This window comes from candidate division WOR-3 bacterium, from assembly GCA_026418155.1.
Taxonomy (GTDB): domain Bacteria; phylum Hydrothermota; class Tepidihabitantia; order Tepidihabitantales; family CAIPLT01; genus JAOABV01.
In genome coordinates this window covers 1-16,515 of record JAOABV010000035.1, presented here as the reverse complement: position 1 = coordinate 16,515, position 16,515 = coordinate 1, and the positions used below count along the sequence as shown (strand labels likewise).

At 35.8% G+C, this 16,515-nt stretch carries 13 protein-coding genes; all 13 read left to right on the top strand.

Annotated features, from left to right (window positions below):
- On the top strand, positions 1–711 hold a 711-nt coding region (locus tag N2201_05155), incomplete at its 5' end, for a hypothetical protein (GenBank protein ID MCX7785599.1).
- A gap of 91 nt (positions 712–802) precedes the next feature.
- Entirely contained in the window at positions 803–3,253 is a 2,451-nt protein-coding gene (locus tag N2201_05150; GenBank protein MCX7785598.1) for a helix-hairpin-helix domain-containing protein, read from the top strand.
- A 127-nt stretch (positions 3,254–3,380) separates the two neighbouring features.
- Positions 3,381–4,514 (top strand): hypothetical protein, encoded by a 1,134-nt coding sequence (locus tag N2201_05145; protein ID MCX7785597.1) that lies wholly within the window; start codon positions 3,381–3,383, stop codon positions 4,512–4,514.
- The gene (locus N2201_05140; protein MCX7785596.1) at positions 4,511–6,097 is read left to right on the top strand and encodes a bifunctional metallophosphatase/5'-nucleotidase; all 1,587 of its coding nucleotides are present in this window, start codon (positions 4,511–4,513) and stop codon (positions 6,095–6,097) included. Before N2201_05145 ends, N2201_05140 begins: the two co-directional genes overlap by 4 nt.
- Positions 6,097–7,446: a CehA/McbA family metallohydrolase gene (locus tag N2201_05135; protein MCX7785595.1), complete on the top strand. Its 1,350-nt coding sequence runs from the start codon at positions 6,097–6,099 to the stop codon at positions 7,444–7,446. Before N2201_05140 ends, N2201_05135 begins: the two co-directional genes overlap by 1 nt.
- Positions 7,443–8,255, top strand: coding sequence for a hypothetical protein (locus N2201_05130; protein ID MCX7785594.1), 813 nt, complete (start codon positions 7,443–7,445; stop codon positions 8,253–8,255). Before N2201_05135 ends, N2201_05130 begins: the two co-directional genes overlap by 4 nt.
- 450 nt (positions 8,256–8,705) lie before the next feature.
- Entirely contained in the window at positions 8,706–8,945 is a 240-nt protein-coding gene (locus N2201_05125) for an acyl carrier protein (protein ID MCX7785593.1), read from the top strand.
- 67 nt (positions 8,946–9,012) lie between these two features.
- Positions 9,013–10,254, top strand: a complete 1,242-nt coding sequence (gene fabF / locus N2201_05120) for a beta-ketoacyl-ACP synthase II (protein MCX7785592.1) — start codon at positions 9,013–9,015, stop codon at positions 10,252–10,254.
- 71 nt (positions 10,255–10,325) lie between these two features.
- On the top strand, positions 10,326–10,982 hold the full coding sequence (coaE, locus tag N2201_05115; protein MCX7785591.1) for a dephospho-CoA kinase: 657 nt from the start codon (positions 10,326–10,328) through the stop codon (positions 10,980–10,982).
- A gap of 18 nt (positions 10,983–11,000) precedes the next feature.
- The gene (locus N2201_05110; GenBank protein ID MCX7785590.1) at positions 11,001–12,047 is read left to right on the top strand and encodes a phosphoribosyltransferase family protein; all 1,047 of its coding nucleotides are present in this window, start codon (positions 11,001–11,003) and stop codon (positions 12,045–12,047) included.
- Between the two features lie 24 nt (positions 12,048–12,071).
- Positions 12,072–13,322, top strand: a complete 1,251-nt coding sequence (purD, locus tag N2201_05105) for a phosphoribosylamine--glycine ligase (GenBank protein ID MCX7785589.1) — start codon at positions 12,072–12,074, stop codon at positions 13,320–13,322.
- 458 nt (positions 13,323–13,780) lie between these two features.
- On the top strand, positions 13,781–14,305 hold the full coding sequence (locus N2201_05100) for a low molecular weight protein arginine phosphatase (GenBank protein ID MCX7785588.1): 525 nt from the start codon (positions 13,781–13,783) through the stop codon (positions 14,303–14,305).
- A gap of 302 nt (positions 14,306–14,607) precedes the next feature.
- A complete protein-coding gene (locus N2201_05095; GenBank protein ID MCX7785587.1) occupies positions 14,608–15,768 on the top strand; it encodes an acyl-CoA dehydrogenase family protein in 1,161 nt (386 codons plus the stop codon).
- Positions 15,769–16,515 lie beyond the last annotated feature (747 nt).

Below are 16,515 nucleotides of genomic sequence, written 5' to 3'. Positions count from 1 at the left end.
GTTGCTAATGATGCTAATGCAATTCAGTTTAATCCTGCAGGTCTCAGTCAAGTCAACAATCTATCGGTTATGAGTTTTTATAAATTGCCATTTGGTGGTTTGGGAATAAATTTACACCATTTTTCAATTAGTGCAGTTTCACGATTAAGGAAAGCACCAGGAACTTTAGGCTTTGCAATTCAAGAAATCGGTATTCCAATGCATTCGGAAAGAATTTTGACTCTAAGTTATGGTATGGAGTTAGTCAAAGATATTGCGTTTGGTTATAATATGCGAGGCTATCAATTATATCAAAAGGACTTTGGCAGTGGTTTTACTTTTGGATTAGATATTGGAGTTTTAAGTAGAATTTATAAAAGATGGCAGGTCGGCTTTTATGTGCATAATCTCAATAAACCAAAACTGGGCGAAATTGAAAAGTCTGAGTTGCCCCAATTGCTTAATTTTGGTGTTGCCTATTTGCCAACTTACGGTATCACATCTGCATTTGATATTTCTAAAGAGCCAGGTAAACCAACCCGAATTATGGCTGGACAGGAATTTGAGATTATTGAAAATTACCTGACGCTTCGTGCTGGGCTTCAAACTGAACCGATAAGATTTGCTTTTGGCTTAAGAACAGGTATAAAAAATATCTTTGTTGATTATGCTTTGACGACTCATCCGGAACTACCATTAACTCATAATTTTGGTCTGCAATATAGTTTCTAAGATTATAAGTGAGACACAAATTACATAGCATGAAAGAACACGAAAAATTTAAGAAATAATTTAGACGGATTTGATTTACGCATACTTATTTGTGATTAAATATAAAAAATGTGCAAAACGAATTACTGGAAGGTTCTTTCGTCTTTTGTTCTTATTATTCTGTTTCTGTAGTGTTTCAATAACTTATCCGGCTTTTACACAACAAAAGCAACTTGATATTAATAAAGCGAGTCTTAATGAGATTAAGCAATTACCAATCTCGGAACTTGCTGCTGAAAAAATTTATGAATATATTTTGTATTATGGTGGGCTTAAAAGTATTTATGATTTAAGGAAAATTAAAGAGATTTCACCAGAAAAGTTTGAAGAACTTAAACCGTTAATCTATATCTCGAAACCTAAAGAACGGGGAGAAGAGTATCTTAATCTTTATCGGATTCAAAAATCATTAGCCACTGAAGAGGGCACTACCAAAACCGCAGTCGAAGAATGGCAGGATAAACTCTTGTCGCCAATTAATATTAATAAAGCAGGTGTTGACGATTTAATCTTTTTTGAAAATGTTTCTTTAATTGATGCGATTGCGGTTGTTAAACACTTAAAATTAGGACGAGAAATAAAAAGTCAAAGGGATTTACGCAATGATGTTGCGGGTTTGTCTAATTATGGTTATCGTAATATGCGTAATTATGTTGCTTTTACTGACCCCAAACCGATTAAATTTCAAGGTAATTATCGATTATTTCTTAATTATGGATATGAGTATGAGACAAATGTTGAGGAAAAGATTGCATCAATAAGTCAAGGTTTTAATGAATTTCAAGAGCCAAGTAAATTTTATGAAAAAGGAATCACGGACTCAGATATTGAAAAGTATTACTCAAGAATGGAAAAAGAGCGAGAATATCTATTGAGTCTTCAGAGGCGCACATCATTAACACAGCGCCTGCGAACTCGCATTGGTCAGAATTTTGTTGGCGGTCTGAGATGGGAGAAATCGTTTAATCCCACAAGATTGAGCGATGAGGTTAAAGGGTTTGTGGGCACGTATGATTTTTTGCCCTTTAAGAAAATATTTCTCGGAGATTATCGCGTAACTATTGGTCAAGGTCTTTTATTAGATAATTCTGCAGAACTCATTGCTCGAACCTATGCGCGCACTCGAGGAGTTTTTGGTGATTTGACCTCAAATTCTGTATTTAGTTTTCGTGGTGCGGGTGCGGAGATTGAAGAAGGTAATTTAAAAGGTCTACTTTTCTATTCCCGTACTTTACGAGATGGTATTGAAAATCCCGATGGCACAATTAATTATTATATTGTTAACGAGCCTCGGTTACCAACGAATTATAAGAATTTTCTGGAAACAAATATTGGTGGAAGTGCCAGAATTGATTTATCGCAAATCAGTTTTATTCCTGAAGGCACTGTGATTGGTTTTAATTCTCTTGTGTGCAGATATAATAAGTCATTTGCCCCGGATGTTAAATGGATTGACTTGCCCGGTGATGCAACATTTTTTGATGACGCCAATTACACGCAACTCTATTATGGCAAACAAAGAAACTTCTATTCACTGGACTTTCGAAGTGCAATTGAGAATGTTTCTTTTGAAGGTGAATATGCTTGGTTGAAAAATGCTGGAAAAGCAATATTAGCAATGAGTCGAGTGCAATATGAATATCTTTATCTTGTAGCCCTGGCAAGACATTATGATGTAAATTATGATAATCCGTATAATCGGGGTTTTTGTGAACAACTCCGATTTGAAGACACGCCATTAGAAAAGCCCTATCGTTTGATTGACCCAACATTTTCCGATTTACAATATTTTCCAACACCAAAAGCCGAACAAGGGATATATACTGAAATGCGTTATCAAATCTCTCGACAGATTACTTTTACCCGAATGTATTTTGATGTCTGGCGAAATTTGGCTTATGGTTTGACGAATTACCGCTTTCAAGGCGAAGTAGAATATCGACCAGTCTTTCCTTTGAGATTTAGAATTAAACAAAAAATTCAACGAAAACATCTACCCAAAGATGTTTTAGCAACGGTCTCTAATACTTTTGAAACGAGTTTTCGAGTTTTGGCCAGTCTGGAAGAAAGAAATTTTCTTTCGTGTGAAGTGCGTCGTGGTTTAGTCGATTTAACGCCCTCAATGGAATATAATAGTGAAAAGACGATGTGGGGTGATTTCTTAGCAATCTCTTGGGAACATAATTTCTCGCCAGCAGTAAATCTTGAAACCGGAATTGCAGTCTGGTCAGCAATGAATTTAAGCCAATGGATTTTTGAAGATGTTGGGATTGATTTTCTTGATGGCAGGGGGCTAAAATACTATTTTGTAGTTTCAGAACGACCAACAGATTTTCTGATGCTCAGATTTAAGTTTAAGAGTAAGTTTACTGAGTTTCCTCATACTGCATTGCAATCCGCAAAAGGACTACATTTTCAAAACAATACATTGCCACCGGTTTATAATTTTGTAAATAGAAATGATATTTTTAATGTCGCTTTACAGATAGATATTTTATGGTAAAAAATTCGCTATCCGCCTATCACCTGTGCGTAGCAAGTATATTTGCCTTGAACTGTTACCGAATATATTTATATTGTGTGTTATTTAGTGTATGGTTTTTAATTCTTCTTATCAAAGGAGAAAATATATGAAATGGGTTTTATTTTTTAGTTTATGGTTTCTAATTTTTAATTCCGCAATTGCGATACCAAATGATTGGTATTATGGACGACAAATTAATTGTAGTGACGCTCAGTCTATCGGATTAGCCGGTTCAGTAGTTCTTAAATCAAGAGTAAGCTTTGATAATCTCGGATTATGTGGTTTTGCTTCAGCGCCTCAATTTATGCTAACTTACAATTTGGGATTCATTTCGGAACGCAGAACGAAAATGCTTTATGATCAGTTTGATAATACTTTGGGTGAAGTAGCTTTTGCGGAAAATCTTTTAACAACGGGAAAATTAGGAACAACAGGTTTTATTTATCCTACAAAATATCTAAATGTTAATGCCAGTATTAGACCACAATATATTTTTGATTACCGATTCTATCAGGAGTTCCGAGATGACTTTTATGCGAAGATAGGAGAGAAGGAAATAAAATTAACGGGGTCTGTTTATAAAATGGCCTTAAGTTTAAGTAGAGAATTTTATAAGAAAATAGGGCTTGGCGTCGGAGTGAACTATTATTTTGGTAATAGAAAATATTGGTATCACGATTCAATTGTTTTTATTCGTCAATTAACGGCAGAGACAACTGGAACACCCAAAGGATTAGGATTTTCTATAGGCTCTGCACTCATCCCATTTGAAAGAATGCTTATCTGTATTGATTACCAATCAGGACCAAAGTTAAAGAATTGGAGCAACAATAGTCAACAGCAATATCCATATATAATTAATGCTAAATTTGCCTATTTTGCCAGTGGCGTGATACCAACTCAAATTGGTCTTAGTGGTCAATATACAAATTGGAAAAGATTGAATTCGACTTTTGCCCAAACGATTGAGACTGGTATTGGTATTGAACATATTTTCCTAAATGGTGTTGCGTTTAGATATGGTTTTAGATTAGAACCTTCATTCACGCCACCGGTTGTGCATCAGGGTTCCATCTCTTTGGGCTGGGGATTTGCTGTGGGTACACTTAGAATAGATATTGGCGCGGATATTAAACGACGAATTATCGGTAGTGAGAATTTGTTGTTTTCTACTGACAACGATGTAAAAGTTTATCAAAATAGTGGCGAAATTGTAATTTCCGTATCTAAAACATTATGAAAATAAAGCGCTATTTGCTGTTTGCTATTTGCCCAGACACTAGTCGTAATGACATTTCGCTATCTCGTATTTGCTATTTGCTATTTAGTGTTTGGTTTTTCATTTTTAATTTTGTTTATGCGATACCAGAATATATTTATATTATTCATACTAATGACATTCATGGCGCTTTATTACCAACTGAAGCATTCTGGATGAATCCGGATTTTCCACCACCTATCGGCAATGCGCCTGCAGCAATTACAGTTATTAATGAGATAAAAGAGCAAGCCCAAAAACAGAATATTCCAGTTTTAATATTTGATTTAGGTGATTGGTTTTCCGGCACACCAATTGGCGATTTCACTCGCGGAAAATCAGTAATTGAGTTTTTAAATTATATCGGTGCAGATGCTTTAGTAATCGGTAATCATGATTTTGAATATGGTCTAGACACATTGAAATCTTTAATTAGAATGGCTAAAGCGCCAGTTTTATGTGCTAATTTAGTAAAAGCCGGAACTGATTCCGTGCCTGAATATTTTAAGCCTTATATCATTTTAGAGCGCGATGGATTGAAAATCGGACTGTTTGGACTGATTACTCATTATTTAGCTGGAATGGTCAGTCCAGAAAACCGGCCGGGTCTTGATATTATAAAACATTATGTACCGGCTGCAAATTGTGTTAAAGCCTTAAGACAACAAGGTGCAGATATTGTGATTGGGTTAACTCACATCGGTAATCGCTATGACGAGCGTTTGGCAGATTCAGTTCCAGGTATCGATGTGCTAATTGGAGGACACAGTCATACTGGTATTCAAAAACCATATGAAATGCCGAGGTATCATACAATTATTGCTCAGACATACGGTAGACTTACAAGTCTCGGTTTATTGAAATTAAAGATTGATAAGCAAACCAAAAAGATTGCGGGTTATGATGGTGAACTCATTGATTTATATGGTGAAGAGATTCCTTTACATCAAGAATATTTGACACATCTTAAGAATTGGCAGAAAGATGTTGAAAAAGGATTTGATAATGTCATTGGCATTTCTAAAAGAGAACTAACGCGCTCTGGAATGGAAGAATGTCCGGTAGGTAATTTTATTACTGATGCGATGCGAGAACATTTTAATGCTGATATTGCAGTTCATAATTCAGGAGGTATAAGAGCAAACATACCGCAAGGTGAGGTAACATATCGTGATATTTATAGAGTTGATGTTTTTGGCAATACTGCTGTTACAATGACAATGACCGGTAAACAGGTTTGGGAAATGCTGGAAATTTCAGTAATTGGCTATCACGCGATCTTTCAGGTATCTGGTGTTAAAATGGTCTATAATCCGAAAAATCCTCCTAAGCAAAAACTCATCTCAGTCGAAATCGGCGGAAAGCCAATTGATTTTAACAAAGAATATAAAGTCGTTACTAACTCATTTTTAGCAGCAGGCGGTGGTGCTTATGGTATATTTAAAGAAGGTAAAGATATTGAAGATAGTTATATCCCGTTAAGAGACTTGATGGTTGAATATCTTAGAAAACATTCACCAATTGATTACAAAATAGAAGGTAGAATCATTGCCAAAAGGTCATAATGCATCGAATAAAAGATTGGAAGATTGAGCGATTCGAAGATTTGAAGGTTGTTATATTGTTATTAATCTGTATTTTTTTTATCTTTGAATCAGCGATCGGTTATAATATCTATTGGGCGAATTTACATTCTCATACTTCATTATCTGATGGCCGAAGCACACCAGAACACGCTTTTGCTTATGCTCGAGATACTGCTGATATTGATGTTTTAGCCATTACTGACCATACGCATTATTTAACCCATAGTAGTTATCAATATTTAAGAAATGTTGCTAATCAGTTTACAATACCAGGAGAATTTGTGGCTATTGCAGGACAAGAATTTGGTAGTCTATCTGCATTTGGCCATTTTTCAATATTTGAGGCTGAGAGTTTGTGTCCAGTATCAGTTAATAATTTGGATATGACTTATCAGTGGATTGCTAAAAATAAAGTGCAGATTCAATTTAATCATCCTCGTTATGGTGATTTTGATTATTTGGCTTTTAACCGAGCAGGCAATGAATATGCTTCAATGATTGAAATTGTTAATGGCAGTGGTAATTACACACCATTTTATGAAGAAAGATATATTGAAGCATTAAATCTTGGTTGGCATATTGCACCAGTGGCTAATCAGGATAATCATCGGGCTAATTGGGGGAATCAAACAACAATTCAAGGACAAATTCCACTTTCTGGAATTTGGGCAGAGGAACTGACAAAAGAGAAGATATTAGAGGCAATTAGTAAAAAAAGAGTCTATGCTTGCGAAGTAAACCCCGTTAATGATAAAATTTACTTAAACGATTTTGCCGTTAATCACACTAAAATGGGCGATGTCTGCTATACCAATGAGAGAAATGTCAATATCAAAGTTAGTGTTTCGGCTAATAATAATTTTGCTAAAATCTATTTATTCAGAAATGGGGTCTTGTATGATTCAGCACCGAGTAATCTGATAAATCAAAATAATGTTATCTGGCTATATTCAGACACAATTACATTTGGCTATTATTTTGTTAAAGGTGTTCAAGAAGATGGTGATAGATTTTGGTCTGCGCCGATTTGGGTTATTTACCAATCCCCATCGACAAATATTCAAGTTTTGCCCCATCCAATAAGAGGGACCTCACAAATAAAAATTCCGGCAGTGGCTAATGCGGATACTTCAGAAATGCTGATTTATACGATTGAAGGCAATTTGGTTTATCAGGAGAAAAAGGCGTATTCTGTGGAGCATACCTGGAATGGGTTAGATAAAAATAATCGTCTGCTTGCCAATGGCGTCTATTTGATTGTAATCCGAGTAAAGTCTCCTAATGGGCAAAAAATCTTTCAAGGTAAAGTTACATTATTAAGGCAATGAGAATCCGATATCCAATATCTGTTATCTGCCGGGCGTTCAGTATTTCGCTATTATTTATTTCGACTACCTTTGCAATCTATTACCAAATACCATTTTTTGCTCGGCCAACGGCATTAGGTGAAGCGATGGTCAGTATATCAGGCGATGCAAGTAGTATCTTTTATAATCCAGCAGGAATGAGTTCTAAAACAATTAGTTTTAGTCTTAGTGAGTGGTTTTTAGACACTCGTGCCGTTTCTTGTGCAGGAGGTTATAAATATAAAGAATATTTTAATCTTGGAGCAGGAGTATCTTATTTTTCTTATGGACCAATGGACTATATTGACGAACAAGGTAATATTACGGGTAAATTTAGTGCATATCTAACTCAAGCAAGAATCGGTCTGTCTAAACAATATAAACTATTTTCCTTCGGAGTTGCTACAAAATTACTTAATGAGCGAATCGAAACAATTACAAAGACTAAATTCTGTACGGATGTCGGTGTTTTAGTAAATGCTAAATTGTTCAATACAGGTGTTGGAATTCAAAACTTTGCAGTCTGTGAGCAAACCTTGGTTAATTGGGGAATATCGTTTAGACCAATTAAAGAATTATTGGTTGCGAGTGATATTAATTTTGAAGAAAAGACTAAAGTCAAAATTGGCATAGAATATTATTATCAACCATTATTCCTACGAATGGGGTTTGCTAATTCAAGAACCTCACTGGGTTTGGGTTATATCCGCAATAACCTTATCCTTGACTATGCGGTAAGTTCTCATAACACATTAGGCTTAACCCACCAATTTTCTCTTACCATAAGATAATCTTTAGCCCGATAGTGGGTTATGATAAACAATTTTTCAGGCATATCAAAATAAAATGTTTTGTTTCGCCGTTGTCTTTCCAATTTAACAAAAAGTCACATTCGATTCACATTTATACGATACTATGCAAACCATTTATTCAGTAATATATCTTCGGCGTACTTCAAAAAAGACCTCTGAAAAAGTGCTGTAGAAATAACTACAACCAAAGGAAACAGCAGCGGTGTGAGGTAGGTTCAGTATTATATTAATAAGCAAAGATCGACTTCTTCAGAGCGCTTCCAAAATAATTCTTGACATTCTCAATCTGATTGCTAAAATATGCGGTGATTAAGTATGTAAAACCTTCGGCTCTGAACAAATAACACTCTTTTCTGAAGGTGTGTCGGAGCTTTGAATATGATGATAGATAATTATTAAATAAAACAACTTAAACCATCAGGAGGCGTTATGGCATTAAGTGATGATGTAAAAAATATTATTATCGAACAATTACATGTGACACCGGAAAAAGTCACGGACAATGCATCCTTTGTTGAAGACTTAGGTGCAGATTCCTTAGACATTGTAGAATTAGTAATGGCATTTGAAGAAAAATTCGGCATTGAAATTCCAGATGAAGATTCTTCCAAAATAAGAACCGTCTCTGATGCAATAAAATATATTGAAGAAAAAACTGCTAAGAAATAGATTAGAAGATTTTGAGGTTAAAGATTCAAAGATTAATGGCTTCTAATCGGAAAAATCTTATAAGATTATTATGCGGAGAGTTGTTGTAACTGGTTTAGGTGTTGTCACTTGTTTAGGTATTGATATTGAGACCTTTTGGCAAAATCTTTTGGCAGGAAAATCCGGTATTTCTCGATTTGACCACATTGACCCGACAAATTTAGCAGTGCAGTTTGGCGGTGTCGTTAAAGATTTTGATGCTACGAAACGATTTGATGCTAAACTTGTTAAGCGAATGGACCGATTTTGTCAATTTGCTCTGTGGTCTGCAGTCGATGCCGTCTCTGATGCTAAACTTTCTTTGGATAATGAGGACAAAACTCGGATTGGTGTTATTATTGGTTCTGGTATGGGTGGTTTGGAAACTTGGGAAAAACAGCATGAGTTATATCTTACTAAAGGACCTTCGCGAGTTTCACCACTTTTAATTCCGATGATGATTCCAGATATTGCCGCAGGTAACATTTCAATCTATTACGGATTACGCGGTCCCAATTATTGCACGACCTCGGCGTGTGCTTCTGGCGCACATGCGATTGGAAGCGGTTATCGGCATATTCTTTCAGGTGATGCAGACATTTGTATTGTCGGAGGTTCGGAAGCACCACTTACCGGTTTTTGCATTTCGGCCTTTGCTAATATGGGCGCATTGAGTAAACGCAATGACGCGCCAGAAAAAGCATCGCGACCATTTGCTCAAGACCGCGACGGATTTGTAATTGCCGAAGGTGCTGCGACTGTCATCTTAGAAGACTTAGAACATGCTAAAAAGCGTAATGCCAAAATATACGCGGAAATTGTTGGCTTTGGTGTAACCGGCGACGGTTATCATATAACTGCGCCAGCTCCTGAAGGTGTTGGCGCTTATGAAGCAATGAGAAATGCCTTAAATGAGGCTAACCTTACTGCGGACGATATTGATTATATTAATGCTCATGGTACTTCTACAGACTTAAATGATTTAACCGAAACTCAAGCCATTAAAAAATTATTTGGCGAACGAGCAAAGAAGATTGCGGTAAATTCGACTAAATCAATGATTGGTCATTCCTTGGGAGCGGCCGGCGCAATTGAGTTTGTGGTTCTCTGTCTTTCAGTATATCACCAGAAGGTCCATCCGACAATAAATTTAGAAAATCCTGACCCAGAATTAGATTTAGATTATGTTACTGAAGGTGCACGCTTAATGCCGATACGAGCCGGGATGTCCAATTCTTTAGGTTTCGGTGGACATAATACCTGTCTGTTAGTAAAACAATTCAAGGTTTAGTTAATTATATTTTGTATCTGTCACAAGATAACAAATTACTGATAAAACAAATCAGAGGTTAATCTTTCAAATTGACACTCCGAAGTTCAAGTAAATCGATAAGCATTGGGATTGGCGGAAATATTGGTGCTGGTAAGACAACCGTGGCTAATGCATTGGTTAAACATTTTCAAAATGCCGGTTATCGGGTCTGTCTCATCGAAGCCGATAAAATCGCTTGGCAACTTTACAAGTATTCATCAAACAACCAGGTATATCATAAGATTGTAAAGACATTTGGCACTAAAATTCTTAATAAATATAAAGAAATCGACCGTAAGGCATTGGCAAAAATAGTTTTTAGTGATAAAGAGAAGTTGCAGAAATTAAATAAGATTGTTCATCCCCAATTAATAAAAACTATCAATACCGCATTACAAAAAAAAGATAATATAATTAAAATTCTTGACGCAGCATTATTGTTTTTTTGGGGAAGGAAGATAAAGGTTAATTATCGAATTTTAGTGACGGCATCAAAAGCACAAAAAATTTCAAGAATGTTAAAGCGTGGTTATAATCTTAATGATATTTTAGTTCGACTAAAGCAACAGATGAAAGAAAAAGATATGCAAGCGATGGCGGACTTTATTATTGATAATCACGGGTCAAAAGCCGAACTTCAAGATAAAATAAGATTATTATATAAAGACATCATTAAGGAAATAAACACCCAAAACAAATCAAATTAATTATCGAATTTTTAATTTATGAAATTAGAACAAGTTCCTATAAAAGAGATAGCAATCAGTGATAATATTGTTCGTTTTTCCACGCCAATAATTTTTGAGACCGCAGAAATTAAACAATTGGTTCAGAGTTGTTTTGAGACATATCAAAAATTAATTAATCCAGAAATACAAAGTTTAGGTAAATGTATTACTGAAGCCAATGCGCAGAGTTATCCATTTAATCAGAGAAATGCTTCGCCTGTGTTTTTTAATATTGTTTTCGATTTAACGCAAACCAATTTTTCTTTTCAAACCACAGATACTGAAGAAGCCTTAAAACTATTTCGTTTGTTAAGAGACCAGCGTCAAATTGTCCCGGATATAAAAACAATACAAACTCTCAAAGGAACTTTTTCTGAGATTATTTCAGCGATTTTATGGCAGATTGGTGCAATTAAAGTTAGTCTGGGTGATATTAAACCTTATTTCAAGGTGGATGAACGCAAAAACTACAGTCCACTCTACATTGATATTAAGATTTTACCGGCTTATCCGACGGTCTTTGATTTTATTGTTGCAACCTCAATGCTGGTCTTAGAAAATCTGGATTTTGATTTAGTTTGCGGTATTGAAGCCGGTAGTATTACTTTAGCCAGTTTGATTGCGCACAAACTTTCTAAACCAATGTTTTTTGCGCGGAGAGAAAAACGATATCCAGAAGCAAAACTATTAGAAGGTATTAACAGTGCCCAATTGCTTCATAAAAATGTGCTGGTGGTAGATGACACAATCGTTGCCGGTTGGACGAAAACTAAGGTTTTTGAAGAGATTCGAGCATTAGGAGGTAAAGTTGATAAGTGTTTTGTGGTTTTTGACCGTCAGCAAAATAGTGAAGCAACCTTAAAAGCACAAGGAGTTACGCTCTATTCCTTAACTAATATTCAATCGGCATTATCGGATGCGATTCCCAAGTCAATAACCTATTTAACTGATGCTGAACATCGCGAGATTAGAGAATATTTCAGGTCACCTAAAGAGTGGCATAGACAAAAAGGATTTGAGTATTATGAACTCAAACCGCATTAAGACCGACTGTATAGATTAAGAAGTATGAAAACAAAAGTTTTGGTTATTGGTGCTGGTGGTCGTGAGCACGCGTTAGTTTGGAAATTACGACAATCGGAATGTATTATTTATTGTGCCCCGGGCAATGCTGGTATTTCTAATATTGCTCAGTGTGTTCCGATTAAAGTCGATGATATTTTCGGGCTCAGAGAGTTTGCTCAACGAAATAAGATTGATTTAACAATAGTTGGTCCAGAAGTGCCTTTAGGATTGGGGATAGTGAATGAATTTACCAAATCGGGTTTGAAAATTTTTGGTCCTAATCAAAGAGCAGCACAATTGGAGACATCTAAGGCGTTTGCCAAGCAATTTTGTCGGAAATACAATTTACCGATACCAGAATTTGAAGTCTTTACCAGTTCAGCATCAGCCCAAAAATATATTGCGCAGAAAAATTTTCCGTTAGTTATTAAAGTTGATGGTTTGGCTGCGGGTAAAGGTGCGATTATTACTAAAAATAAGAACGATGCGTTATCTGTTATCGAACGCATTTTAGATAAGAAAGCCTTTGGTTTGGCTGGAGAAAAGATTGTAATTGAAGATTATATTTATGGGCAAGAAGTGTCGATGCTGGCAATTACTGATGCTGATACGATTATTCCTTTAATTCCAGCGCGGGACCATAAGCCGTTACTCAATGGCAACAAAGGTCCCAATACCGGTGGAATGGGGTCTTATGCACCAATTCCAGAATTAAGTCAAGATTGGCTAAACAAATTCAAAACCCAATTATTTGCACCATTACTTTCTGCATTAAAGAAAGAGAGCATTGAATACAAAGGAATTATTTATGCCGGTTTGATATTAAGCGGTGAAAATTTCTATATTCTTGAGTTTAATTGCCGTTGGGGGGACCCTGAAGCTGAAGTGTTATTACCGTTATTAAAGAATGACTTAATTGAATTATGTTTTCAAACTATCGAAGGAACCCTCAAAACTCTTGACTGGAAAAAAATGTTCGGCTTAACAGTTATTGCAGCATCAGCCGGTTATCCAGAACATTACGAGAAAGGAAAATTAATTACCGGTGTTCTACAAGACAAGGAAGATGTGTTTATCTTTCACTGTGGAACGAAAAAAGAGGACAATCGGTATTATACTAACGGCGGTCGAGTTCTTGCAGTTACTGGTATTGGAAAAACTTTATCTGAAGCTCGTGAAAAATCTTACAGGGCGTTAAAAAATATTTGGTTTGATGGCATTTATTATCGAACGGATATTGGTAAAATGGTATAAGAAACAGAATAAAACCCAATTTTAAGGACATCTATTATCGATGGCATTGAGGCATAATATGAAAAAGAAAATAGAAACTTAGTTTAATAACATATCTCTTATCGAACAGATATTGGTAAAATAGTATGACAAACAGAATAAAACCAAATTTTCCGAACATCTATTATCGAATGATATTGGGAACAGAATATGAAAAAGTATACCGAAACTAAGTTTAACAACAAATCAATAATCAAACGGATATTGGTAAAATGGTATTGAAAAAACGGAATAAAACCAAACTTTACGAACATCTATTATCGAATGGTATTAAGGTATAATATGAAAAAGAGGATAAAAACCAAGTTTAACCACATTTCTATTATTGGACGGAAATTGGCGAGGTAAATTGAAGAAGCACTCCCAAGCAAAGATTCATCAGACGGATAACACTACTAACGAACTGATTGGGTGAACCCGTGATAAGGAAGAAATTAAAGACTAAAATTCATCAACCCGATAGTTGGACGATTCTTTTTGTTTGCACAGGTAATTCTTGTCGAAGTCCAATGGCAAAAGGTATTTTTGATAAACTATTAGAAAAATCTCGCGCCATAAAAAAATCCGAAATCAATATCTTAACTCTTTCTGCAGGCACAAATGCGACTAAAGGCAATGTTCCTTCAGAATTTGCTCAACAAGCAGTAAAGAAATATGGTGTTGATATTAGACATCATCTTTCCTATCCTTTAACTAAAGAAAGAATTGATTTAGCCGATTTGATTTTAGTAATGGAAAATAAACATAAGGACCGAGTATTAGAACTTGTGCCCTTGGCGAAAAATCGGACCTTTCTTATTACAGAGTATGTTGGCGAAGAGAGTAAAGAGATACCTGACCCTTTTGGCGGACCTTTAGAAAAATTTCAAGAAGTTGCCGATTTACTTTACGAACTTTTACAAAAGGTCTATAAAATAGTCATCCCTAAGATTATTCTACATTGATTATATTAACTATTGGATGTAAAAATTGGATATAACAGAATATAATTATAACCGATTATAAAGAGAGATAGTGTATAATATTTTGTGTAAATTTAGGCTTGAGATGTTAAAAATAAAGGTGTGTTCTCCTATTATGGACAATTTTAATAATATGAAGAAAAGGAAAACACACCTAATGGAAGAAGAAAGAATTTACACAAAATTATTAATGCTATCACTGATTATATGAGATGAGCAGTTTGACTTTTTACGAAAAATGGATAAGATAGGTATTATTTTACGCTTTAGCAATTGGAGGCATTATGAACTATTTTTTAACTGATGAGCAAAAGGCAATTAAGAAATTAGCCCGGCAAATTGCCGAAGAAAAAGTAAAACCAGTGCGTCAAGAATTAGATGAAAAAGGCGAATTTCCGTATGAGATTATGAAAGAATTTTCTCAAGCCGGGTTATTGGGCATTTATATACCAGAAGAATACGGTGGAGCGGGTGGCGGCGTTTTTGAAATGTGTTTAGTCGTAGAAGAAATCTCACGCATTTGTGGCGGTGTTGGTGTCTGTTATGCAGCAAATGGGCTTGCGGCTTATCCGATAATCCTTTCCGCATCTGAAGAACAGAAGAAAAAATATCTGCCCAAGATGGCGTCCGGTGAATGGATTGGCGCTTTTGGGCTTACTGAACCTAATGCTGGTTCGGATGCTTCCAGTATTCAAACGACTGCAGTAAGAGATGGCGATTATTATGTGCTTAATGGCACAAAGCATTTTATTACTAATGGTGAAGTGGCTCATCTTTATACAATTATTGCCAGCACCAATCCAGAACGCGGTGGCAGAGGTCTTTCAGCATTTATTGTGGAGAAAGGTACCCCGGGCTTTACTTTTGGTAAACACGAAAATAAGATGGGAATAAGAGCCTCAATAACAACAGAGTTGATATTCCAAGATTGTCGGGTGCCTGTAGAAAATCGGATTGGTCCCGAAGGAACAGGTTTTATTACTGCGATGCGGACATTTGACCGAACGCGCCCTGGTGTTGGTGCCCAAGCATTGGGAATTGCGCAAGGTGCTTTAGAAGCGGCAACTGAATATACTCAAAAGCGAGTTCAGTTCGGTGCTCCGATTGCATCTTTGCAAGGTATTCAATTTAGATTAGCCGAGATGGCAACTAAGATTGAAGCGGCAAGAGCTTTAGTGTATGCCGCAGCAAAGCACGCAGATTCTGGTGCTAAAGATATTGCGGGATACTCTTCAATGGCAAAACTTTTTGCTTCGGATGTTGCAATGCAAGTTACTATTGAGGCGGTGCAATTATTTGGCGGCTATGGCTATATGAAAGATTATCCTGTAGAAAAGATGATGCGCGATGCGAAAATTACCCAAATCTATGAAGGCACAAACGAAATCCAAAGATTAGTAATTGCTCGGGAACTTTTAAGAGGTAATTTGTTCAAAGAATATTGAGAAAAGACTCGTAGTTGGCCATAACAAACGAATAATATCAGTTCCTAAAAATATTTTTTGAGATTCTTCTCATACCGGGCTCAGAGACAGAAGAAAGTAGGAAAATTTGAGATTCTAAAGAACGACTGCTCACGAATATTTGCAGAGGAGGTTATTTATTTTGTTCGTGTCTCGTTGGGCTCAGAATAAGAAATAAATGGAAGCTTTCAAACGAGTTTAAAATGATAAAAAGTGCAGAAGTTCAAAGATAAATAGAGATAAGTAATATAAAATACACGCGTAATCAAGTGTTGAGAAAAGGTTGAGTTCAAAGGTTCAAAAGTTCAATAGAGAAAATAGTTTTACTCGCATAAAATAGTTCCTGAAACCAGTTCAAGATAAATTAGCATCTAACAAATTTTCTGTCTAATTTATCTTAAGATTTTTCGAAAGACTTGCTTTCCAACCACTCTTAAAACTATCTATTAAACAAAAAGAGGTGCTTCGGACAATAGATTATTATAATAGAGGTTTTGGGGATAAAGAAATAGATATTTTAAGACATTTTGATAGACGATTTAGTCTAACCAGTAGGCGACCTAATATGCCGAATATCTGGTAAGATAGTCTTTGCAATATATTAGGATTGGGTTAAGATGGGGCTAGCCCCGCCCTAGCCCTATTACTGCTACCCCACGCCAAGATACACCATCTCCTAAAAAGACAAGGGGGCGAAAGTTCGCCCCCTTGGTTTAGGTCCGGCATCTT

Excerpts from the sequence above, each read along its gene's own strand:
- N2201_05130 (MCX7785594.1), top strand. The coding sequence starts at position 7,443 with ATGAGAATCCGATATCCAATATCTGTTATCTGCCGGGCGTTCAGTATT.
- N2201_05110 (MCX7785590.1), top strand. The coding sequence starts at position 11,001 with ATGAAATTAGAACAAGTTCCTATAAAAGAGATAGCAATCAGTGATAAT.
- N2201_05145 (MCX7785597.1), top strand. The coding sequence starts at position 3,381 with ATGAAATGGGTTTTATTTTTTAGTTTATGGTTTCTAATTTTTAATTCC.
- N2201_05135 (MCX7785595.1), top strand. The coding sequence starts at position 6,097 with ATGCATCGAATAAAAGATTGGAAGATTGAGCGATTCGAAGATTTGAAG.
- purD (MCX7785589.1), top strand. The coding sequence starts at position 12,072 with ATGAAAACAAAAGTTTTGGTTATTGGTGCTGGTGGTCGTGAGCACGCG.
- N2201_05140 (MCX7785596.1), top strand. The coding sequence starts at position 4,511 with ATGAAAATAAAGCGCTATTTGCTGTTTGCTATTTGCCCAGACACTAGT.
- N2201_05095 (MCX7785587.1), top strand. The coding sequence starts at position 14,608 with ATGAACTATTTTTTAACTGATGAGCAAAAGGCAATTAAGAAATTAGCC.
- N2201_05125 (MCX7785593.1), top strand. The coding sequence starts at position 8,706 with ATGGCATTAAGTGATGATGTAAAAAATATTATTATCGAACAATTACAT.